Genomic DNA, 20702 nt, shown 5'->3' with positions numbered 1-20702 from the left:
CCCCCCCCCCCCCCCCCCCCCCCCCCCCCCCCCCCCCCCCCCCCCCCCCCCCCCCCCCCCCCCCCCCCCCCCCCCACAGATAGCCAGCTTTTGACTCGGACGTTGACGTGGACCCTGCGGGTGCAGGGCTGCAAGCCCTGCCGAAAACCCCAACAACATCCATGTCCGAATCCGGCGAGTATCTCCCCCCGCCCCGCCCTAGACTGGCGCCATGGACACCGCCCCCACCCTCGACCACGCCGCCTGCGACCGCGCCCGTCTGGCCCGCGACGCGCGCTTCGACGGCGTGTTCTTCACCGCCGTGCGCAGCACCGGCATCTATTGCCGCCCGGTCTGCCCAGCACCGCCGCCGAAGCCGCGCAACATCAGCTACTACCCGACCGCCGCCGCAGCCGCTGCCGCCGGCTATCGACCGTGCCTGCGCTGCCGCCCAGAACTCGCCCCGCAGGCACAGCAGGCATTGGCCGGGCAAACCGTGCAGCGCGCCCTCGCGCTCATCCATGCCGGCTTCCTGCAGGACCAGGCCGTGGCCGAACTCGGTGCGAAACTGGGCGTGAGCGCACGCCAGCTGCAGCGCCTGTTCGTCGAGCACCTGGGCGCCACGCCCGGGCAGATCCACGCCACCCATCGCCTGCTGCTGGCCAAGCAGCTGCTGACCGAAACCACCCTGCCGGTCACCGACGTTGCCCTGGCCGCCGGCTACAACAGCCTGCGCCGCTTCAACACTGCCTTCCTGCAGGGCTGCGGCATGGCGCCGACCGCGTTGCGCCGCCAGCACACCCCCGCGGCAGCCGACGATGGCGGCCTGGTGCTGCGCCTGGGCTATCGCCCGCCGCTGGACTTCCCGCGCATGCTCGACTTCCTGCGCAAGCGCAGCCTGCCGGGCATCGAACTGATCGGCGAGGACAGTTACCAGCGCGTGCTCGGCACGCCGGACCGCCCCACCCTGCTGCGCGTCACCGCCGACCCCAAGCGACCGGAACTGCGCCTGCAGCTGGGCGCGGTCGATCCGCGGTTGATTCCGGACATCGTGCGCCGCGTGCGCCGGGTGTTCGACCTCGATGCCGACCTTCAGCAGGTGCACGCTGCCCTGGCCGAGGAACCGCTGCTGGCACGCGGCATCGCCGAGCGGCCTGGCCTGCGCGTCCCCGGTGGCTGGGATGGTTTTGAAGTGGCCGTGCGCGCGGTGCTGGGCCAGCAGGTGACCGTCGCGGCGGCCACCACCTTCGCGCGTCGCCTGGTCGATGCATGGGGCGCGCACCTGCCCGGCATGCCGGCCGAGTTCGACCGCCAGTTTCCGGCACCGGAGGAGCTGGCCGAGGCACCGCTGGAATCGATCGGCCTGCCGCGCACGCGTGCGGCCACCGTGCGGGCGCTGGCGGCGGCCTGTGCCAGTGGTGAACTGGATTTCGGCCCCGGCCAGGCGCTGGAGGATTTCGTCGCCCGCTGCGTGGCCCTGCCTGGTATCGGGCCGTGGACGGCGCAGTACATCGCCCTGCGTGGCCTGGGCCAACCCGATGCCTTCCCCGCCGGTGACCTGGTGCTGCAGCAGGTGCTCGGCCATGCGCAGGGCCAACGCCTGAGCGAACGCGCCGCCGAGGCGCGTTCGCAACCCTGGCGTCCTTGGCGCGCCTATGCGGTGCTGCACCTGTGGCACCTGTCCGGCACGTTTGTTGGAGAACCGACATGACCCTGTTGTTCGATCGTTTCGACAGCCCGATCGGCGAGCTGACCATCGCCGGTGACGAACGTGGCCTGGCCCACGTGCTGTTCCCGGAAAACCGCCACCCAGCGCGTGGCCGCGGCGACTGGCTGTATTCACCGGATGCGCTGCCGGAGGCGCGCGAGCAGCTGCTGCAGTTCCTGCACGGTGAGCGCAGCACGTTCGATCTGGTGCTGGCACCGCAGGGCACGCCGTTCCAGCTGCGGGTGTGGCATGCGTTGGCGCTGATTCCGTTCGGGCAGACCTGGAGTTACCTGCAGCTGGCGCAGCACCTGGGCCAGCCGACGGCGACGCGTGCGGTGGGCGCGGCGAATGGGCGCAATCCGTTGCCGATCATCCTGCCGTGCCATCGGGTGATTGGCAGCAATGGTGCGTTGACCGGGTTTGGGGGTGGGTTGGAGACGAAGGCGGCGCTGCTGCGGCTGGAGCAGCGGCAGGCACCGCTGTTTGCCTGAGGGATCTGGGTGTTCCGGCAGGGCTGCGCCTTGCACCCGCTCAATGCAACGACAACTTCAAAAGCCGGAGCGGCATTCTGTGGGATGGCAGGTTCACGCGGCTGTTGCGACGCGCGGCCGTTGGTAGGTGTCGACCTTGGTCGACACGCTGTGTCCGGACGCGGAAAAATGCGCGGACACGGCGCGCTTCTGCGCGCCGTGTCTTGGGTACGTCATTGCTGCCGCTTATGATTGCCGGATGACTTCCGTACGCCTGACCTGCTCGCTGGCGTTGCTGCTGCCCTTGGCGGCCTGCACGACCACGCCTTCTCCGTCCGCGCCGGTTGCGCGCGCCGACGCGCCGCCGCCGAAATTGCTGCTGATCTCGATCGATGGCCTGCGTGCCGATGCGCTGGACCGGGGGCTCACCCCGAACCTGCAGCGCATCATCGATGGCGGCGTGCGTGCGCGCTGGATGACGCCGTCCTATCCGTCGCTGACCTTCCCCAACCACTACACCATCGTCACTGGCCTGCGGCCGGACCACCATGGCATCGTCAACAACAGCATGGACGATGCACAGCTGGGCCGTTTCAGCCTGGGCGACCGCGACGCGGTGACCAACAGCGGCTGGTGGGGCGGCGAGCCGATCTGGGTCGGTGCCGAGAAGGTCGGCGTGCGCACCGCGACCACGTCCTGGCCGGGCAGCGAAGCCGAGATCGACGGGACCCGCCCCAGCCAGTGGCAGGTCTACAACAGCAAGGAACCGCTGCAGCAGCGCGCGCGCACGGTGCTGGAATGGCTGGCGCAGACCGATGCCGATGCACCGCGGTTGACCACGCTGTACATGGAAAACGTCGACAAGGCCGGCCACAACCATGGCCCCGATTCGACCGAGTACCGCGATGCGATCGTGCAGGCGGATGAGATCGTCGGCCAGGTGCTGGATGGCCTGGAAGCCGAGGGCCTGGCGGCCACCACCAACGTCATCGTGGTCTCCGACCACGGCATGGCCAGCGTGGCCGAGGGCCATGTGGTGTCCACCGAATCGATGGCCGATCCGTCCATTGCGCGCAACGTCAGCCAGGGCCAATCGGTCGGTTTCGCGCCGGTCGCCGGCCGCGAGGCACAGGCCGAGCGCGCCCTGCTCGGTCGCCACGCCCACTACGAATGCTGGAAGAAGGAATCGCTGCCGGCACGCTGGCACTACGGTTCGCACCCGCGCGTGCCACCCATCGTCTGCCAGATGGATGAGGGCTGGGACGCGCTGCGCGCCGAGCGGATCAGCACGCGCACCCACCAGGATCGTGGCTCGCACGGCTATGACAATGCCCTGCCCTCGATGCGCGCCGTGTTCGTCGCACGCGGTCCGTCGTTCCGCCAGGGGCTGGTGATCGATGGCTTCGACAACGTCGACGTCTATCCGCTGCTGGCGCAGCTGCTGCAGGTGCCGGCCGCGCCGAACGATGGCAACGCCGAGACGCTGCAGAAAACACTGCGTTGATTCCAACGGCCGCCGGGCACAAAAAAACGCGGCGCCAGGCGCCGCGTTTTTCTTTGGACCACTAACCCGGCCGGATCAGGCCTTGGCAGCAGCCTTCTTCGCCACGGCCTTCTTGGCCGGAGCCTTGGCCACGGTCTTCTTGGCAACCGGGGCACCGGCGCCTACAGCGACCTTGCTCGCGGTGTGCGAACGGGCATTGCCGTAGCTGGCGTTGTAGCGCTTGCCCTTGGCGGTCTTGCGGTCACCCTTACCCATGTCTTCAACTCCTAAAGTGTGAAATCTGGTTACCCCGTGCTGACACGGGTTCGGCGGGGCCGTCTTGCTGGACGCCCCCGCGCACGATCACAAAGCCTAACACGACGCGCCTAGTGCGCGCAGCTGGCGTCGTGGACGTGGACGTGGACGTGGTTCAGGCGCAGGTTGACCAGGTGGGCCACGCCCACCAGCAGGCCGCCGAGCGTCATCACCATCGCATGCGGCACGGCATTGTGGTGCAACGCGTCGACCAGCACGCCCGCCCACAGGGCGACCAGGCCCGGCAGCAGGAAACCCAGTGCGCGCAGGGCGCCATGGCGGCGGTAGCCCATGACCAGGCTGAACAGGCCAAGCAGGGTCACGAAGACCACCAGGGTCATTTCCACGCCGTCGCTCAGCCAGAACGAAAGGCCCAGCGAAGGGGCGATCGCCAGCAGCACAGGGATCACCGCGCAGTGCACGGCGCACAGCATCGAACCGGTGGCGCCGAAGCGGTCGAGCAGGCGGCGGAAGGAGGAGGACAGGGACATGACTTCCAGCAGGGTCGGCGAATCGTTATGGAATAATATAACATCCGTCCCCGACCCGCACGGTTTCCCTCCCCCTGTCCCACGACGGGATACGTGCGCCACCCTATTGATACAATGTAACAAAGGAAGCACCGGATGCCCTCTCACGCCCCACGTTTCAAGCCGCATTCCCTGGCTCTGGCCCTTGCCGCCCTGCTGCCATCGGCCGCTTTTGCCGCTGCCGACCAGGACACCCATCGTGACCGCCACCTGACCGAGCTGTCGTCGGTGCAGGTCACCGCCTCGCCGCTGCAGGGCGATGCCGAGTCGCTGGCCCGCCCGGTGGACGTGCTGGCCGGCGAGCGCCTGGACGAGCAGAAGGCCGGCACCCTGGGTGACACCGTGGCCAAGCTGCCCGGCGTGCAGAGCACCTTCTTCGGCCCCGGCGTCGGCCGCCCGATCATCCGCGGCCAGGAAGGCCCGCGCGTGGCCGTGCTGTCCAACGGCATGGGCAACATGGATGCCTCCACCGTCAGCGCCGACCACGCCGCCAGCATCGAGCCGTTCCTGGCGGACCAGATCGAAGTGCTGAAGGGCCCGGCCACCCTGCTGTTCGGCAGCGGCGCCATCGGCGGCGCGGTGAACGTGGTCGATGGCCGCATCGCCCGCGAACTGCCGGACCGTCCGCTCAGCGGCCGCGCCGAAGTGCGTGGCAACTCGGTCAACGACGAGCGCAGCGGCATGTTCCGCCTCGACGGCGTCAGCGGCAACGTCGTGCTGCACGTCGACGGTCTGGTGCGCAACGGCGATGACTACCGCATCCCCGGCTACGCGGTGATCGACAGCCTGGAAGACCACCACGAAGACCACGACCACGACCACGCAGGCGAGGAAGGCGAAGAGCCGCGCCGCGGCCGCCTGGACAACAGCTCCATCCGTACCCGCGCCGGTGGCATCGGTGCCACCTGGCTGGGCGAAGGCGGATACTTCGGCGTGTCGGCCAGCACCTACCGCACCAACTACGGCATCCCCAACGGCGCCCACGTGCATGCCGATGGCGATGACCACGACCATGACCACGACCATGGCGAGGAGGAGGAGGAAGGCGACGAGCATGACGTCCGCATCGACATGGTGCAGAACCGCTTCGAGACCAAGGCCGGCATCTACAACCCGGTCTCGTTCCTGAAGAACGTCAACGCGCGCGTGGCCTACACCGACTACGAACACGTGGAGCTGGAAGCCGGCACGCCGTCCACCCGCTTCACCAACCGTGGCATCGAAACCCGCCTGGAAGCCGTGCAGCAGCAGATCGGCGGCTGGGACGGCGCGTTCGGCGTGCAGTTCGGCAACAGCGATTTCGGCGCCATCGGCGAAGAAGCGTTCGTACCGGACACCAACACGAAGAACGCAGGCCTGTTCGTGCTGCAGGAAAAGCAGTTCGGCCCGTTCAAGCTGGAACTGGGTGGCCGCCACGACCAAGTGAAGCTGGACCCGACCGGTGACTACCGTCGCCGCAAGTTCGACGCCACCAACCTGTCCGCCGCCGGCATCTGGAAGCTCAACGATGCAGTCGACCTGCGCATCGGCGTGGACAGCTCCGAGCGTGCACCGACCAATGAAGAGCTGTACGCGGCCGGCGCGCACATCGCCACCCGTTCGCTGGAAATCGGCGATGCCGACCTGAAGACCGAGCGCGGCCAGCGCGTCGAGCTGGGCATCCACACCCACAGCGACCGCCTGGACTTCTCCGCCGCGATCTACCAGACCAAGTTCAAGGACTTCATCTACCTGGCCGACACCGGCATCACCGAAGGCCTGCCGGTGCGTACCTGGACGCAGCAGGATGCGGTGTTCAAGGGTGCCGAGGCCGAGGCGCTGGTGCACCTGTTCGAAGGCAACGCCGGCGACTGGGACCTGCGCGTGTTCGGTGACTACGTGCAGGCCAAGCTGGATGGCAGCGGCAGCCGCACGCTGGACATCGCCGTGCCGCACGGTGACCACAACCACAACTACAGCGTGGACCTGGTCAACACCGGTTACCTGCCGCGCATCGCCCCGGCCCGCGTCGGCGCCGACCTGCGCTGGGCGAAGGACGGCTGGCGTGCCTCGGTGGGCGCGGTGCGCTACAGCCGGCAGAAGGACGTGGCCCAGAACGAGGCGCCGAGCGACGGCTACACCCTGGTCGATGCGCACTTCGCCTACCGCTGGGACCGCAGCGACAGCAACAGCTACGAGGTATTCCTGGATGGCAGCAACCTGACCAACCGCGAAGTGCGTCCGCACACCTCGCTGCTGCGTGACTATTCGCCGCTGCCGGGCCGCGGTGTCGCCTTCGGCATCCGCGCGTACTTCTGATCGGTCATCCACGCATGGCGTGGAGCTACTGAGGCCTGCGGGGTCAGAGCCCTTTCCTGCGGAAAGGGATCCGACCCCAGCCAACCATTTCCTGGCGACGTTCATCGCCGTTCTCTCCCGGGGGCCTCATGGCCCCCGTTTTTTGTGGGCGCGCTCCCACGGGCATCTTCTTCACGCCGCATTTACAAAGATGTGCGTACAGCAACAAACGGACATTCCCGTCACTCACTGTCTCGCCAACCGGACACGCGTGTCCGATAATGAAGCCATGACCGCCCAACGTGCCGATGCTGCTGCCCGCCGTGCCCTCATCCTTGATGCCGCCGACCATGTGTTCGGCCAACACGGCGTCACCGCGCCCCTGGACCTGGTGGTCGAACGCGCCCAGGTGGGCCGCGCCACCCTGTACCGCAACTTCCCCGACCGCACCGCGCTGATCCAGGCGCTGCTGCAGCGGACCGTCGACCGCATCCGCCGCCAGGTGGAACAGCTGGGCGACCGCGACGACGCCCTGTTCGAGGTCTTTGAAGGCATGGCCCAGCGCATCATCGATTCGCCGGCGCTGGCCGACTACTGGCGCGCGGTGGATTCGGACGTGCCCGCCATGCGCATCGCGCGCGAGACCGTGCGCGACCTGCTGGAAGCGCCCATCGCCCGCGCCAAAGCCGCCGGCCTGTGCCGGTCGGACCTGGAAAAGACGGATATTTCACTGATCTCGGGCATGCTGGGCGCAGCCCTGCGCGGCAAGACCCGCGAAGAGCGTGCCCACCTCGCCGGGCGCGCCCTGCAGCTGCTGCGCGGCGGCCTCCAGGGAGCAGCCAACCAGGGGCGCTGATGGTCCAGCCGTATCTCAAGCCGGTTCCGGACTGGGAGGAGCACGAGAAGCCGACCATGCCCGGTTCGGCCTCGATGCCCTGGCACCCCCCGTACCGTCGCGCGGCCTACGCGCTGGTCTCGCTGCTGGTGGCCATCACCGGCGGCCTGGGCAATGCGCTGGTCACCGCCAACCTGCCCTTCCTGCAGGGCCAGCTCGCACTGACGCCCACCCAGGGCAGCTGGCTGGTGGCGGCCTATGCCATGGTCAACGTCACCGCCAACCTGCTGGCCTTCAAGTTCCGCCAGCAGTACGGCATCCGCCTGTTCGCCGAGATCGGTCTGGGCCTGTATGCGGCGCTGGCGGTGCTGCACCTGTTCGTCGGCAGCTTCGAGACCACGATGCTGACCCGCGCGGCAAGCGGCTTTGCCGGCGCCGCATGTTCGACGCTCGGCACGTTGTACATGCTGCAGGCGCTGCCGCGCCGCTTCACCGGCAATCTGCTGGTGATTGGTGTCGGTCTGTCGCAACTGGCGGTGCCCCTCGCCTGGATCGTCTCGCCGGCGCTGGTCGATACCGGCCAGTGGCACCAGCTGTACTCGTTCGAGGCCGGCCTCGCGCTGTGCGCGTTCGCCGCGGTGGTGGTGCTGAAACTGCCGCCGGGCATGCAGATCAAGGCGTTCGAACCGCTGGATTTCCTCACCTTCACTCTGCTCGCACCGGCCGTGGCGCTGCTGGTGGTGGTACTGGCGCAGGGCTACACACGCTGGTGGTTGAACACGCCGTGGCTGGGCTGGGCGCTGGTCGCTTCGATTGCGCTGGCCACCACGGCACTGGTCATCGAGCACTACCGGCGCAACCCGCTGCTGCAGATCCGCTGGCTGTCGACGCTGCCGGTGCTGCACTTCATCGTCGGCGCGTTCCTGCTGCGCTTCCTCACCACCGAACAGTCCTACGGCGTGGTCAACCTGATGCGCACGCTGGGCATGGGCCCGGACCAGATGCGCCCGCTGTTCGTGGTGATCCTGGCCGGGGTGATCGTCGGCATCGCCGGTGCCTCGCTCACCTTCGGGCCGAAGCGGCTGATCGCACAGCTGCTGATGGCCATCCTGCTGCTGGGCACCGCCGCCTTCTTCGACCAGAGCCGCACCAGCCTGGACCGGCCGCACGACTTCTACATCAGCCAGTTCCTGGCCTCGGTCGGTGCCGGCATGTTCATGGGCCCGCTGATCATGCTCGGCATTTCCGCCGCGCTGAAACAGGGCGTAGACCACATGATCACCTTCCTGGTCACCCTGTCGATCACCCAGACCCTGGGTGGCCTGGCCGGTTCGGCGGTGCTGGGCACCTTCCAGCTGCATCGCGAGCAGCTGTATTCCAGCGCCATCACCAGCCAGCTGGACCCGGCCGACCCCGTGGTCGCGCAGCGCCTGCGCATCCAGCAGCAGATCTACGCCGCGCAGATCACCGACCCGGTGCTGCGCAGCGCACAAGGAACCGCGCAGCTGGCGATCACGGCCCGCCGCGAGGCCAATGTGCGCGCCTTCAATGATGTGTTCACTTTGAGCGGCTGGCTGGCCATCGGCTTCCTGTGCTGGTTGCTGCTGCTGTCGCTGCGTACCGCCGTGCTCAAGCAATGGCACAAGCGCCACCCGTCCCCTCCCCTTGCGGCCACCGCCGCCCCGCCCCACTGAGCCCGCCGCCATGTCCCCGCTACCACCTCGCCCCGACAGCGACGCCCCCGACAACGTCAGCCCAGCGCCGCCGACCGACGCCGCGCCTGCACCCACGCCCGCCGCGCCGGCAGCGGCGCCGAAATACCTCAAGCCCACCTCGCGCAGCGTGGTGGTGATGGTGGTGGTGGCGCTGCTGGGCATCGCCCTGATCCTGCGTGCCTGGAACCTGTGGCCGTTCACCAGCAGCGTAATGGTCACCGACAACGCGTACGTGCGCGGGCAGATCACGGTGATGGCGCCGCAGGTTGCCGGCTATGTCACCGAGGTGTTGGTGAAGGACTTCCAGCACGTCAAGAAAGGCGAGCCGCTGCTGCGCATCGACGACCGCATCTACGCGCAGAAGGTGGCGCAGGCCGAAGCGGCGCTGGACAGCGCGCGCGCGGCATTGGCCAACTCGGACCAGTCGCAGGCACAGAACCGCGCACAGATTGCTTCGACACGCGCCACGCTGTCGGCCGGCCAGGCCGAGCTGCAGCGCTCGCGCAACGAAGCCAAGCGCTACGAAGAACTGGCCGCGCAGCAACTGGTCTCGGTCAACGACCGCGACAAGTTCCGCACCGCGCAGGCATCGGCGCAAGCCAGCGTGCAGCAGTCGCAGGCGCAGATCCGTATCGCCGAGGAAACACTGGTGTCGACCCAGGTGGCGCGCAAGGGACTCGAGGCGCAGGTGGAAAGCGCACAAGCGCAGCTGGAACTGGCGCGCATCGATCTGGCCAACACGGTCATCCACGCACCGCGCGACGGGCAGATCAGCGAGGCCAGCGTGCGCGTGGGCCAATACGTGGCAGCCGGTTCGCAGCTGCTGTTCCTCGTGCCGGAGGCGCAGTGGGTGGTGGCCAACTACAAGGAAGGCCAGACCTGGCAGATGCGCATCGGCCAGCCGGTGACGTTCTCGGTGGATGCGTTCAAGGGCCAGCGCCTGCACGGCCACGTGGAGCAGATCGCGCCGGCCACCGGTTCGGAGTTCAGCGTGCTGCGCCCGGACAATGCGAGCGGCAACTTCACGAAGGTGGTGCAGCGGCTCCCGATCCGGATTTCGATTGATCCGGGGCAGGAGCTGGCGGCGCGGCTGCGGCCGGGGATGTCGGTGATCGCGCGGGTGGATACGGCGGCGGAGCCTGCGCCTGCGCGGTAGAGTCGACCGTTGGTCGATTGCTCTTGCTGCCCAACCGCGCGGCTTCGCCGTAGGCGGCGAACGGCGGAGCCCCTCGTGGCTGATCGTTGCGGTGGGATTGCTGGATGGGCCGGGTGGGTGGGCTGCGCAGGGCCGGCCCCGGACATTCTCCGTGCGCATCAGCCACGTGAATCAAAGGAATAGAATCAAAAGCGGGGCCTGCGGCTCCGCTTTGTTTTTGTAGAGTCGAGCCATGCTCGACTGCTTCTGGTCAGGAACGATCACTACCCCGCTCGCAGCAGGCGCTGGAAGAGGAAGAAATGGTGCTGCGCGCAAGGTGGCGTTGAAGCGGCTGCGCCAGCGTCTGTGAGGTCGGGCCGGTCGTCATTCGGGGTCAGTTCCCTATCGCCTTGGCAAAACGGATCTGACCCCAGGATCCCGATCTGTCAGCCGGCGCAGCGCGCGCAGAGGCCGTGCACTTCCAGGGTCTGCGCCTGCGGCTGGAAACCCAGCTCCTTGGCGCGCTTTTCCAGCTGGGTGACGATCTCGCGGTCTTCCAGCTCCACCGCGCTGTGGCAACTGTTGCAGATCAGGAACGGCACCGAATGCGCCGCGCTGCTGGGGTGGTGGCAGGCCACGAAGGCATTCACCGATTCCAGCTTGTGCACGAAGCCGTTCGCCATCAGGAAGTCGAGCGCGCGGTAGACGGTGGGCGGGGCATCCGCGCCCACGCCCTTGCCGTTGCGCACCCACTCCAGCAGTTCATAGGCCTTGACCGGCTTGCCGGCCTCGGCGATCAGCTTGAGCACGTTGGCGCGGATCGGGGTCAGGCGCAGCCCGCGCTCACGCGAGACGCGCTCGACCACCGCCACGAAATCCGATGCGTCGTGGACGTGGTGGTGCGGGGCGGTACAGGCAGAAGCTGGTTTGGCGGGCATGCGCGTTCTCCGGTTCAGGTCTGGGCGGCAGGGCTCAGGCCGTTGCTACCTTGGTGATGGCCACATCGATGCGTTTCAAGGCCTGCTCGCGGCCGGCCAGGTACACGGTATGGGAAATGTCAGGACTGACCTGGGTGCCGGTGATGGCCACGCGCAACGGCTGGGCGACCTTGCCCATGCCCATTTCCAGGGCAGCGGCAGCGTCGTGCAGGGCCACACCCACGGCTTCGGCGGTCCATTCCGGCAGGGCCGCCAGCAGTTCGCGGGCCTTGCCCAGCGGCAGATCGGCGCCGGCCTTGAAGTGTTTGGCCACGGCCGCGTCGTCGTACTCGGTCAGCGGCTGGTACCAGACCACGGCCTTCTCGGCCATTTCCTTCAGGGTCTGCACGCGCTCGCGCAGGGCGATCACCACGTCCACCGGCGCCGGGCCGGCGGCCACGTCCAGGCCCAGCTTTTCCAGCTGGTAGACCAGGTGCGGCACGATGCTGGCCGGCTCCTCGGTCTTCAGGAAGTGCTGGTTGACCCAGCCCAGCTTGGCCATGTCCAGGCGCGAGGCCTTGGAATTGCAGTTGGTCACGTCGAACAGGTCGATCAGTTCCTGGCGGCTGAACAGCTCCTGGTCACCGTGCGACCAGCCCAGGCGGGCCAGGTAGCTCAGCAGCGCGTCGGGCAGGTAGCCGGCGTCCTTGTACTGCATCACGTCGGCCGCGCCGGTGCGCTTGGACAGCTTGGCACCCTGCTCGTCCAGGATCATCGGCATGTGGCCGAACTTCGGCACCGGGGCGCCGATGCCTTCGTACAGGTTGATCTGGCGCGGGGTATTGTTGATGTGGTCGTCGCCGCGGATGACCTCGCTGATGCCCATGTCCCAGTCGTCCACCACCACCGCGAAGTTGTAGGTGGGGTAGCCGTCCGGGCGGAAGATGACCATGTCATCCAGCTCGCTGTTGGCGATCTCGATGCGGCCCTTGATCAGGTCGTCAAACACCACGGTGCCGTCGAGCGGGTTCTTGAAGCGGATGACGCGGTTCGGGTCGTCCTTGCGCGGCAGGCCCAGCTCACGAGCGGCGCCGTTGTAGCGCGGCTTTTCCTGCCTGGCCATGGCGGCCTCGCGCATCGCGTCCAACTCTTCGCGGGTCTCGTAGGCGTAGTACGCCTTGCCGTCGGCCACCAGCTGCTCGGCCACTTCCAGGTAACGGGCGACGCGGTCGGTCTGGTAGATCGGGCCGACGTCGTAGTCCAGGCCCAGCCAGTCCATCGCCTCCAGGATCGCGTCGATCGCGCCCTGGGTGCTGCGTTCACGGTCGGTGTCCTCGATGCGCAGCACGAATTCGCCGCCGCGGTGGCGGGCCTCCAGCCAGCAGTACAGCGCGGTGCGGGCACCGCCGATGTGCAGGTAACCGGTGGGGCTGGGGGCGAAGCGGGTGCGGCAGATCATGGAGGGCTCGGGGAACGGGAATCCTCCAGATTTTACCGGATTGCATACCGCTAAAATTACAAATCGTCCTGTATCTCGTCGTCCTACCCGAATGTAACCTGAACATACCTCAACGAAGCAGGGACGTTTCTACATGAGCCATCCATCCTTTTCATCAGATGCCGCATTGCCGCAACCGTGCGCGATCGCCACAGCAAACAAGGGCAGCCTCCTGCGGCAAGGCCTCCAGAGATCTTGGCCGATGAAGACCGCATACGGGGTTGCTGGCCTGGTCATTGTCAGTCTTTTCGGCCTATCTGAGTCCAGGGCCTCAACTACCGTCAAAATCAACAGCCACTACTACACCTGCCAGAACTCGTGCGTGGTGTCCACACGACCGGGGGGAGGCTTCTCGGTCTGGGACAGCAAAGGCGGCTGGGTAACCAAAACCTCCGCCCCGGGGGAAGCACTCGTAGAAACCGGGCCAGTGACCTGAGCACTTCAAATGAATGCAAGAAAGACTGCTCTGTGGCTACTCATGACTGGAGTGACGGTCGGCGCACTGGCATGGCATTTTTCGACAAATGGCCCTCCGCACAGTCCTTCCGCGCAGAACTCCAGCCGTGCCTCAAGAACCGCGCCAGACGCCGCCGAGCGGGAACTCGCCGGCACAGTCTCTCATTCGGGTCCAAAGCCTCTCCTGCCGAATCTTCATCGGGGTGACGCGCCCAATGAGGCGAATCTGATTTACGACACTGCCTTGGATGAGAGCCGAATTGACGAGCTGCTAGCAGACGCCGACGCCTTCTCTGCCATGATCAACGCCATGCACGCTGCAGCTTCGACAGACAGGGAACTGTCCGAGTCGACCGCTCTGTTTTCCAGCCACCTCCAGAGCGGCCTGTCGGAGGAAGGCCGCGAACGCACAGTGCTGGACTTCAGCTGCGGCCGGCAACTGTGCCTGGCAGAGCTGTCAGATCCGGTCAGAGACCCGTTGGATATCCGACCGCTCATGCAGCACGACGGAACGACCTACTTCCAGGCTGCAAGTCTGTCCAATCAGGTAAAGACACTCGACGGTAAACCATCGATCCGGGCAGTGTTCGCCATCGATCCGGCCATCAACCAGATCGTCTCGATCCCAGAATGATGCAATCTGCGGCGACGGAGGGGAGAAACGATTTATCCCCTCCGTGCCCTCTTTTCACGGTTCAGCCTTGCGCGGGAAGGACTGCTCGCGCATCGCTGCGTTGTAGGCGAACGAAGCCACGATGGCGGCGGCCTGCTTCAGGTCATCCGGTTCGGCGTGGTCCCAGGTGTCCAGGTGGCTGTGGTGGACGTTGGTGAAGTAGTCCAGGCGGTCCTGGATGAACTGGAAGCCCGGCAGGCCGATGCGGTCGAAGCTGATGTGGTCGGTGCTGCCGGTGTTGCGGGTGGCCACGGTGGTGGCGCCCACGTCATGGAACGGGGCCAGCCAGGCTTCGAAGATCGGCATCGCCGCCAGGTTTTCCTGGGCGTAGATGCCCCGGAACCGGCCGGAGCCGTTGTCCATGTTGAAGTAGACCTGGAACCTGCCGTAATCGCGGGTCTTCTGCAGGGCACCGGTCGGGTCGCGCAGCGACGCCGGCAGCGTCTTCTGGGCCGGGTCGGTGGGTTCGGGGAAACGACCGAAGTGCCTGGCCACATAGGCCTGCGAGCCGATCAGGCCCTGCTCCTCGCCGCTCCACAACGCCACGCGGATGGTCCGCTTCGGCTTGGCGCCGGTGGCCTTGAGGATGCGCATCGCCTCCATCATCACCGCCACGCCGGCGGCGTTGTCAGCCGCGCCGGTGCCGCTGTGCCAGGAATCCAGATGGGCGCCGATCATCACCACTTCGTCGGGCTTGCTGCTGCCGCGGATCTCGGCCAGCGTGTTGTAGCCGGGCTGGTCGGCCTCGTCGGTGAAGCGCGCAGCCACGTCCACGCGCAGGCGTACCGGCTGCTTGGCGTCCAGCGCGCGCACCAGCGGGTTGAAGTGCTCGGCGATCATCGCCAGTTCCGGGATGCCCACCGATTCGCCGGCCTTGCGCGAACCACCACCGGCGACGCGGATGATGCCGTTGTCCCAGCTGCTGATGCTGATCGAGGCCAGCGCGCCCTCTTCGACGAAGAAGGCGTTGACCTTGGCGGCCAGCTCCTGGCGTTCCTTGTATTCCTTCACCCGCTTGGCCCGCTCGGCGGCCACGTCCTTGGGCAGTGTGAATTCCTGCAGGCCTTCCAGCGAGGTGGCGTCGTGCCTGTGCGAGTCCGGCTCGGTGCCGCGCTTGTACTCGCGCGCCTCGCCCAGCAGCAGGATCTTGCCGCGCAGCTTGCCGCGGTACTGCTCGATGTCCTCGGGCTTCTTGATCTCCACGTGCACCAGCTCGCCCTCGACCGGGCCGCGGGTGCCGGGCGTCCACGCCTTGGGCAGGGCGTGCAGCGGCTGCACGCGGTCGCCCAGCATTTCCACGCTGGCCGAGGTGAATTCCCAGCCGCGGCCGAAATCATCGAAGGCTTCGTCGTGCACGTTGTCCAGCTTCCATTCGCTGAACTTGCCGCGGGTCCAGGCATTGGCGCGGCCCATTGCCGGCGAATTGGTCAGGCGCGGGCCGATGCGTTCGGTGAGGTAGCTGAAGGTGTCCATCACCTGCGAACGGTGGAAGGCCTCCTGGCGGATGCGGCTGACCATGTCCAGGTCCACCGGTTCGCGCTGCTGCGCCATCGCATTGCCACCCATCGCCAGCGATGCGGCCAGCACGCCCCACTTCAGCGCGCCCCACTTCAGCCCGTTCCATTTCAACACGCCACACCCCTGCCCTTCGGCTCGATCGTCAACCCATCGAGTCTAGCCAGCAGCAGCGCGGCGCCCCCGTCCCATCGGTCATGGGCCGCACCGCGATCACCCACGCCACCCCAACCACAGCTGCGCGCGCTCCGGCAGCAGCAACAGCCAGTGGCGCTGGTCGACGCTGCTGCAGCCGTACACCGCGGCATGCGCGGGCCAATCCGGCGGCAGGCCGTCGATGCCGATCTCCGACAGCGCCGCCGCGCCGGCCTTCCATGGCCGGTAGCGCGGCACCCGCCCGGCCAGCGCGCCGCGTCCCTGCCGCGCGCCGACCAGCCAGTCCAGCCCCTTGCGCTGCAATCCCTCACAGGTCACCGCGGCCAGCTGGAAGCGGACCAGGCCGGGGGCGATCCGTGCCCCCGGCAGGGCCGCCAGCACGCCATGTGCCTGCAGCAGTGCATCCACTTCCAGCAGCGTCGGAACGCCCTGCCGTGCCCGTTGCCACAATCCCTGGCGCCAGCCCATGGCGTGCTCCTTACTTCAGTTCCGCGCCCAGCGCGTACCAGTCGACCCGCCGGGTCACCCACATCGCCAGCGCCAGGATCACGAACAGCAGCAGCGACCCCATCAGCAGCGCGTTGTTTTCCGAGACCAGCAGGCCATACAGCGCGCCGTACAGCAGGGTCAGCAGCGCGGCGAAGCCGAGGCCGCGCTTCCAGTGGCCCAGCACATGGGCGAGGTACACCGCCTGCAGGCCGATGCAGGCCACGGCCGAGACCAGGTAGGCCTTCCAGAAGGTGATGTGCTCGGACAGGCTGATCAGCAGCAGGAAGAAGATCGCCAGCGCCAGGCCGACCATCAGGTACTGCAGCGGGTGGATGCGCAGCGACTTGATCAGTTCGAACAGGATGAAGCCGACGAAGGTCAGCACCACGAACAGGATGCCGTACTTCGAAGCGCGGTCGGCCTGGGTATAGGTGTCGACCGGATCGACCAGCGACACGGTCACCGCCTGCGAATCCATCGCACCGTCACGGCGCAGCTGCGCCTGTGCATCCGAGGCCAGCGAGGAGACCGCCCACTGCGCGTTGAAGCCCTGCGCATCGACCCGGCGTTCGTTGGGCAGGAACGCACCGCTGAAGGACGGGTGCGGCCAGTTCGAGCGCAGGGCGATCCGGGTGTCATCACCCACCGGCACCACCGACAGCGCGCGGCTGCCGTCCAGACGCAGGTCCAGTTCGATGCTGCTGCCGGCCAGGGTGCCGCCGTGGCTCTCGGCGAAACCGGCCACCGGCGCATGCAGGCCACGGCCGACCTCGCTGGCCGCGCCGACACCCGGCAGCAGCCGCACCTGTTTGCCATCCACGCGCAGGTCCGGCGTGCCGACCAGGCCACGCGCATCGGACACGCCCAGCACCACGTACGGCTGGCCATAGCTGCGGCCGGGCTTCACCGGGTAATCGTCGGCCGCGAAGGTCGCCTTCAACTGGCCGTTCCAGCTGTAGACAGGCACCTTGAACAGACCGATCTCGCGCTGGCTCGGCAGCATCTCGCCGCCCACCTCCAGCGAGGCCGGCATCTGCAGCCAGTGGCCTTCGGTCACCTGCTCCTCGGTCTTCTTGTTGCCCTTGGCGTCGACCACCTCGACCTGCCGGCGTTCCACCCACGGCACCACCCGCACCGGGCCGACCAGGCGCTGCGCACCCGCGCGGTTGTCGGCCACCCGCGCGAAGGCCTCGTCGCGGTACGCGCTGCGTTCGTTGATGACGCCGCGGATCATCGTCAGCGGGATCAGCAGCAGCAGGATCAGTCCGCCGACGATGGCGAACCGCAACAGCATCTTCAGGGATTTCATCGTCCGTCCTCGTTGGAGAGGACTGCAGGATGGACGGCGGCGGTGAGCAGGGTTTGTGGCGAATTTGAAGCGAATGTGAAGTCAGCGACGGGCGCGCTGCGCCAGTGCACCCAGCGGCAGCCACAGGCTTGCGACCGTGCCGCCGCCGGGCCGCGGCTCGAGGCTGGCGCGGCCATCGTGCAGGCGCGCCACTTCCTGCACGAACGGCAGGCCAAGGCCGGAGCTGCGCCGGCCACTGCCGGGCCGCGCCAGCGAATAGAAGCGCTCGAACACCCGGTCACGCGCGTACTCGGGCACGCCCGCGCCACGGTCGGCCACGTGCAGGCACACGCCCTGGCCATCGGCCACCGCCTCCAGCTCGACCTCGCCGCCGGGCGCCGAGAACGCCACCGCATTGTCGATCAGGTTCTGCAGCGCCTGCCGCAGCAGATAGGCATCGCCGTGCACGCGCAGGTCGGGCACCGCACCGATCCGCACCACTACACCGGCTGCCTGTGCACGCACCTGCGCGGCGGCCGCGGCATCGTCCAGCAGCGTGGCCGGCGCGATCGGGTCGCGGGTCTGCAGCCAGCCATGCTGTTCCACTTCGGCCAGCGCCAGCAGCTTGTCGATGGTCTCGGTCAACCGCTCCTGCTGGTCGACGATGCTGCGCGCGAAATGCGCGCGGTCGGCATCGGGCATCGGTTCCTGCAGCAGCTCGGCGGCACCGCGGATGGCGGCCAGCGGGCTCTTCATCTCATGGGTCAGCGACTGCACGTACTGCTCGACGTAGGCCTTGCCTTCCAGCTTGCGGCGCATGGTTTCCAGGGCCTGACCGAGATCGCCGATCTCATCGCGGCGGCGTCGCGGCGGCGGCACCGGCTCGCCGGCGGTGACCGCGCGTGCATAGCGGCTGAGCTGGCCGAGGCCAGTGGTCAGCCACATCGTCACCAGCACGCCGACCAGCGCGGACAGGCCGATCAGCCACGCCCCTCGCTCCATGATGGCGCGCTGGCTGGCGGCAATGAACGGATCGATGCTGCGGTTGGGCTGGGCCAGGCTCAGCACGCCGATGAGGGTGTGGCCATCGGCGGGATCATAGACCGGCGCGGCCACGTGCATCACCGTGTCGCCCTCGCTGCCGGGCACTTCCGGGCTGGAGCGCGCGCCGTACTCGCCGCGCAGCGTGCGGTAGACATCGTTCCAGCGCGAATTGTCGCGGCCGACGTCGCGGCCCAGCGAATCGTAGATGACGATGCCGCGCGCATCGGTGATGGTTACCCGGTAATCGAGCGAACGCTTTGGGAAGCGCCAGACCATCGCCTTCAGATCGCGCTGGCGGGCCTTGGCCAGGTTGCGGGTGAAGCTGCCATTGCCGATCGTGCCGGCCTTGACGTCGGCGGCGGCCATTTCGGCGAGCACGTTGGCCGCATCGACCAGGGTCGATTCCATCGCCTGGCGCACGCCCGGCTTCACCTCGTTGACGAACACGCGCATGACGAAGAAGGCGGCGATGCCGGTGATCAGGAAGAAGCCCAGGAACAGCTTCAGTACCAGGCGCATGGCTCAGGTCTCCAGCGCGTAGCCCAGGCCACGATGGGTGCGGATCGGGTCGTCGCTGGCACCGGCGGCACGCAGCTTGGCGCGCAGCGTCTTGACGTGGGTATCGACGGTGCGGTCGGTACTGTCGGCGCTGCTGTCCCAGCCGCGGTCCATCAGCTGGGCGCGGCTGAGGATGGCGCCGGGGCGCTGCAGCAGCGCTTCCAGCAGGGCGTATTCGTAGCGGGTCAGGTCCAGGGCGTGGCCTCGGTAACGGATGCGCCGGCCCTCGCGGTCGATGGCGAAGGCACCGTGCTCGCGCCAGCCAGGCTCGACCGCCGCCACGGCCGGGGCGGTCGGCGCCACCCGACGCAGCCGGGCGCGTACCCGGGCCACCAGCTCGCGCGGTGAGAAGGGCTTGGCCATGTAATCGTCGGCGCCCAGTTCCAGGCCCAGCACGCGGTCCAGCTCATCGTTGCGGGCGGTCAGGAAGATCACCGGCACCTGCGCCTGCGGCCCCGGTAGAGCGCGCAGCCGGCGGCACACCTCGAAGCCGCTGAGGTCGGGCAGGCCCACGTCCAGCACCACCACGTCCACATCGCCCTCCTGCAGGCGCTGCAGGGCCTGCCCGCCGAGCAGGCAGTGGCTGGCCGCGTAGCCTTCGCTGCGCAAGGCATACAGCACGGTTTCGGCGATGGCGGCTTCGTCCTCGACTACCAGGACCTGGGCAACGGGGGCTGTCATGGCGCGCAGCATAGCCGCTGCGGCCGCCGCCCCGTACACTGCCGCCCATGAACTATCGCCACGCCTTCCATGCCGGCAACCATGCCGATGTCCTCAAGCACATCGTGCAGCTGGCCCTGATCGACAGCTTCAAGCGCAAGGACAGCCCGTTCTTCGTGCTCGACACCCATGGCGGTGCCGGCCGTTACCTGCTGGCCAGCGAAGAGGGCCGCAAGACCCTGGAGGCCGAAGACGGCATCATGCGCCTGATGGCCCAGCCCAAGCTGCCGGAGGTCATCGAGCGGTACCTGAAGGCCGTGCAGGCCGACAACCCGGTGGGCGCGATGATCACCTACCCGGGCTCGCCGCTGCTGAGTGCCCAGGCCATGCGCGCGCAGGACCGGATGGCGGTCTGCGAGCTGCAGGACGACGAAGCGGCCCAGTTGAAGGCGCTGTTTGCCCACGACAACCGCGTGGGCGTGCACCAGGGCGATGGCTACGCGCTGCTGCGTTCGCAGCTGCCGCCGAAGGTCAACGGCAGCAAGATCGGCCGTGGCCTGGTCCTGATCGACCCGCCGTACGAGGCACAGGATGCCGAGTACCAGGCCATCCTGGCCGCCCTGGCCGAGACCCTGGCGCGCTGGCCGCAGGCCACCTGCGCGGTCTGGTTCCCGATCAAGCAGCGCCGCACCATCCTGCATTTCCTGCGCAAGGCGGCTGCCCTGCCGGTGAAATCGGCCATGACCATCGAGTTCCTGGTGCGTCCGGACGACTCCCCGCTGCGCCTCAACGGCAGCGGCATGCTGCTGCTCAATGCCCCCTGGCAGTTCGACCGGGTGGTCGGCCCGGCCCTGCCGGCGCTGCGCCAGCACTTGGGCGAGCCGGGTGCCACCACCCGGCTGGATTGGCTCAAGGCGGCCGAATAGCCCACGCGCAAGCGTCGATCGGGCGACGATCTGCCGCCTTCACGAGGCTGTACGCCCGTGAGCCTTTCGTTCACG

At 67.8% G+C, this 20702-nt stretch carries 18 protein-coding genes; 9 read left to right on the top strand and 9 right to left on the bottom strand.

What is annotated here, in order from left to right; genetic code table 11:
* Window positions 1-211: 211 nt before the first annotated feature.
* The 3 genes from NQ204_RS12995 (at window position 212) to NQ204_RS12985 (ending at window position 3661) form a co-directional block, all read left to right on the top strand.
* The gene (locus NQ204_RS12995) at window positions 212-1690 is read left to right on the top strand and encodes a DNA-3-methyladenine glycosylase 2 (protein WP_256644079.1); all 1479 of its coding nucleotides are present in this window, start codon (window positions 212-214) and stop codon (window positions 1688-1690) included.
* Window positions 1687-2178, top strand: a complete 492-nt coding sequence (locus NQ204_RS12990) for a methylated-DNA--[protein]-cysteine S-methyltransferase (protein ID WP_116864152.1) — start codon at window positions 1687-1689, stop codon at window positions 2176-2178. Before NQ204_RS12995 ends, NQ204_RS12990 begins: the two co-directional genes overlap by 4 nt.
* A 238-nt stretch (window positions 2179-2416) precedes the next feature.
* Window positions 2417-3661, top strand: a complete 1245-nt coding sequence (locus NQ204_RS12985) for an alkaline phosphatase family protein (protein ID WP_116864153.1) — start codon at window positions 2417-2419, stop codon at window positions 3659-3661.
* A gap of 75 nt (window positions 3662-3736) precedes the next feature.
* Here NQ204_RS12985 and NQ204_RS12980 read toward each other — a convergent pair whose 3' ends face one another.
* Complete coding sequence (locus NQ204_RS12980; RefSeq protein ID WP_079221211.1) at window positions 3737-3916, bottom strand: 30S ribosomal protein THX; 180 nt, start codon at window positions 3914-3916, stop codon at window positions 3737-3739.
* A gap of 110 nt (window positions 3917-4026) precedes the next feature.
* A complete protein-coding gene (locus NQ204_RS12975; RefSeq protein WP_256644078.1) occupies window positions 4027-4446 on the bottom strand; it encodes a MerC domain-containing protein in 420 nt (139 codons plus the stop codon).
* 135 nt (window positions 4447-4581) lie between these two features.
* Here NQ204_RS12975 and NQ204_RS12970 point away from each other — a divergent pair, with 135 nt between their 5' ends.
* From NQ204_RS12970 to NQ204_RS12955, 4 genes are all read left to right on the top strand, one after another.
* The gene (locus tag NQ204_RS12970) at window positions 4582-6783 is read left to right on the top strand and encodes a TonB-dependent receptor (RefSeq protein WP_256644077.1); all 2202 of its coding nucleotides are present in this window, start codon (window positions 4582-4584) and stop codon (window positions 6781-6783) included.
* Between the two features lie 268 nt (window positions 6784-7051).
* Window positions 7052-7618 carry a TetR/AcrR family transcriptional regulator gene (locus NQ204_RS12965; RefSeq protein ID WP_256644076.1) on the top strand — a complete coding sequence of 189 codons (567 nt, stop codon included), beginning with the start codon at window positions 7052-7054 and terminating at the stop codon, window positions 7616-7618.
* Window positions 7618-9291, top strand: coding sequence for an MFS transporter (locus NQ204_RS12960; RefSeq protein WP_116864157.1), 1674 nt, complete (start codon window positions 7618-7620; stop codon window positions 9289-9291). The genes NQ204_RS12965 and NQ204_RS12960 overlap by 1 nt, the downstream gene beginning before the upstream one ends.
* A 10-nt stretch (window positions 9292-9301) precedes the next feature.
* The gene (locus tag NQ204_RS12955; protein ID WP_256644075.1) at window positions 9302-10468 is read left to right on the top strand and encodes an HlyD family secretion protein; all 1167 of its coding nucleotides are present in this window, start codon (window positions 9302-9304) and stop codon (window positions 10466-10468) included.
* A gap of 425 nt (window positions 10469-10893) precedes the next feature.
* Here the strand turns inward: NQ204_RS12955 and NQ204_RS12950 are convergent, their stop codons facing one another.
* Entirely contained in the window at window positions 10894-11385 is a 492-nt protein-coding gene (locus tag NQ204_RS12950; RefSeq protein WP_079221204.1) for a Fur family transcriptional regulator, read from the bottom strand.
* Window positions 11386-11419: 34 nt separating this feature from the next.
* Window positions 11420-12823 carry a glutamate--tRNA ligase gene (gene gltX / locus NQ204_RS12945; protein ID WP_256644074.1) on the bottom strand — a complete coding sequence of 468 codons (1404 nt, stop codon included), beginning with the start codon at window positions 12821-12823 and terminating at the stop codon, window positions 11420-11422.
* Between the two features lie 484 nt (window positions 12824-13307).
* Between gltX and NQ204_RS12940 the strand changes: the two genes are divergently transcribed.
* A complete protein-coding gene (locus NQ204_RS12940; protein WP_256644073.1) occupies window positions 13308-13952 on the top strand; it encodes a hypothetical protein in 645 nt (214 codons plus the stop codon).
* A 54-nt stretch (window positions 13953-14006) separates the two neighbouring features.
* On the opposite strand, the gene NQ204_RS12935 is transcribed toward NQ204_RS12940, so the two are convergent.
* The 5 genes from NQ204_RS12935 to creB all read right to left on the bottom strand — a co-directional run bounded on the left by NQ204_RS12935 (window position 14007) and on the right by creB (window position 19734).
* Window positions 14007-15557: a M20/M25/M40 family metallo-hydrolase gene (locus NQ204_RS12935; protein WP_256644081.1), complete on the bottom strand. Its 1551-nt coding sequence runs from the start codon at window positions 15555-15557 to the stop codon at window positions 14007-14009.
* Between the two features lie 162 nt (window positions 15558-15719).
* Window positions 15720-16130 (bottom strand): hypothetical protein, encoded by a 411-nt coding sequence (locus tag NQ204_RS12930; RefSeq protein ID WP_116864161.1) that lies wholly within the window; start codon window positions 16128-16130, stop codon window positions 15720-15722.
* A 10-nt stretch (window positions 16131-16140) separates the two neighbouring features.
* The gene (gene creD / locus NQ204_RS12925) at window positions 16141-17460 is read right to left on the bottom strand and encodes a cell envelope integrity protein CreD (RefSeq protein ID WP_256644072.1); all 1320 of its coding nucleotides are present in this window, start codon (window positions 17458-17460) and stop codon (window positions 16141-16143) included.
* 81 nt (window positions 17461-17541) lie between these two features.
* A complete protein-coding gene (creC, locus tag NQ204_RS12920; RefSeq protein WP_256644071.1) occupies window positions 17542-19002 on the bottom strand; it encodes a two-component system sensor histidine kinase CreC in 1461 nt (486 codons plus the stop codon).
* 3 nt (window positions 19003-19005) lie between these two features.
* Window positions 19006-19734 carry a two-component system response regulator CreB gene (gene creB, locus NQ204_RS12915; protein ID WP_116864164.1) on the bottom strand — a complete coding sequence of 243 codons (729 nt, stop codon included), beginning with the start codon at window positions 19732-19734 and terminating at the stop codon, window positions 19006-19008.
* A 35-nt stretch (window positions 19735-19769) separates the two neighbouring features.
* On the opposite strand from creB, the gene NQ204_RS12910 reads away from it, so the two are divergent.
* Window positions 19770-20627: a 23S rRNA (adenine(2030)-N(6))-methyltransferase RlmJ gene (locus NQ204_RS12910; protein WP_256644070.1), complete on the top strand. Its 858-nt coding sequence runs from the start codon at window positions 19770-19772 to the stop codon at window positions 20625-20627.
* The last annotated feature ends 75 nt before the right edge of the window (window positions 20628-20702 follow it).

Origin of the sequence: Stenotrophomonas testudinis (genome assembly GCF_024499815.1) — a bacterium.
Classification (GTDB): domain Bacteria; phylum Pseudomonadota; class Gammaproteobacteria; order Xanthomonadales; family Xanthomonadaceae; genus Stenotrophomonas.
The sequence above is the reverse complement of the archived record's forward strand: the minus strand, read 5'-3'. Positions and strand labels throughout refer to the sequence as shown.

What these genes read in the sequence shown, in the direction of transcription:
- NQ204_RS12995 (WP_256644079.1), top strand. Translation starts at nt 212, where the DNA reads ATGGACACCGCCCCCACCCTCGACCACGCCGCCTGCGACCGCGCCCGT.
- NQ204_RS12990 (WP_116864152.1), top strand. Translation starts at nt 1,687, where the DNA reads ATGACCCTGTTGTTCGATCGTTTCGACAGCCCGATCGGCGAGCTGACC.
- NQ204_RS12985 (WP_116864153.1), top strand. Translation starts at nt 2,417, where the DNA reads ATGACTTCCGTACGCCTGACCTGCTCGCTGGCGTTGCTGCTGCCCTTG.
- NQ204_RS12980 (WP_079221211.1), bottom strand. Translation starts at nt 3,916, where the DNA reads ATGGGTAAGGGTGACCGCAAGACCGCCAAGGGCAAGCGCTACAACGCC.
- NQ204_RS12975 (WP_256644078.1), bottom strand. Translation starts at nt 4,446, where the DNA reads ATGTCCCTGTCCTCCTCCTTCCGCCGCCTGCTCGACCGCTTCGGCGCC.
- NQ204_RS12970 (WP_256644077.1), top strand. Translation starts at nt 4,582, where the DNA reads ATGCCCTCTCACGCCCCACGTTTCAAGCCGCATTCCCTGGCTCTGGCC.
- NQ204_RS12965 (WP_256644076.1), top strand. Translation starts at nt 7,052, where the DNA reads ATGACCGCCCAACGTGCCGATGCTGCTGCCCGCCGTGCCCTCATCCTT.
- NQ204_RS12960 (WP_116864157.1), top strand. Translation starts at nt 7,618, where the DNA reads ATGGTCCAGCCGTATCTCAAGCCGGTTCCGGACTGGGAGGAGCACGAG.
- NQ204_RS12955 (WP_256644075.1), top strand. Translation starts at nt 9,302, where the DNA reads ATGTCCCCGCTACCACCTCGCCCCGACAGCGACGCCCCCGACAACGTC.
- NQ204_RS12950 (WP_079221204.1), bottom strand. Translation starts at nt 11,385, where the DNA reads ATGCCCGCCAAACCAGCTTCTGCCTGTACCGCCCCGCACCACCACGTC.
- gltX (WP_256644074.1), bottom strand. Translation starts at nt 12,823, where the DNA reads ATGATCTGCCGCACCCGCTTCGCCCCCAGCCCCACCGGTTACCTGCAC.
- NQ204_RS12940 (WP_256644073.1), top strand. Translation starts at nt 13,308, where the DNA reads ATGAATGCAAGAAAGACTGCTCTGTGGCTACTCATGACTGGAGTGACG.
- NQ204_RS12935 (WP_256644081.1), bottom strand. Translation starts at nt 15,557, where the DNA reads ATGGGTGGCAATGCGATGGCGCAGCAGCGCGAACCGGTGGACCTGGAC.
- NQ204_RS12930 (WP_116864161.1), bottom strand. Translation starts at nt 16,130, where the DNA reads ATGGGCTGGCGCCAGGGATTGTGGCAACGGGCACGGCAGGGCGTTCCG.
- creD (WP_256644072.1), bottom strand. Translation starts at nt 17,460, where the DNA reads ATGAAATCCCTGAAGATGCTGTTGCGGTTCGCCATCGTCGGCGGACTG.
- creC (WP_256644071.1), bottom strand. Translation starts at nt 19,002, where the DNA reads ATGCGCCTGGTACTGAAGCTGTTCCTGGGCTTCTTCCTGATCACCGGC.
- creB (WP_116864164.1), bottom strand. Translation starts at nt 19,734, where the DNA reads ATGCTGCGCGCCATGACAGCCCCCGTTGCCCAGGTCCTGGTAGTCGAG.
- NQ204_RS12910 (WP_256644070.1), top strand. Translation starts at nt 19,770, where the DNA reads ATGAACTATCGCCACGCCTTCCATGCCGGCAACCATGCCGATGTCCTC.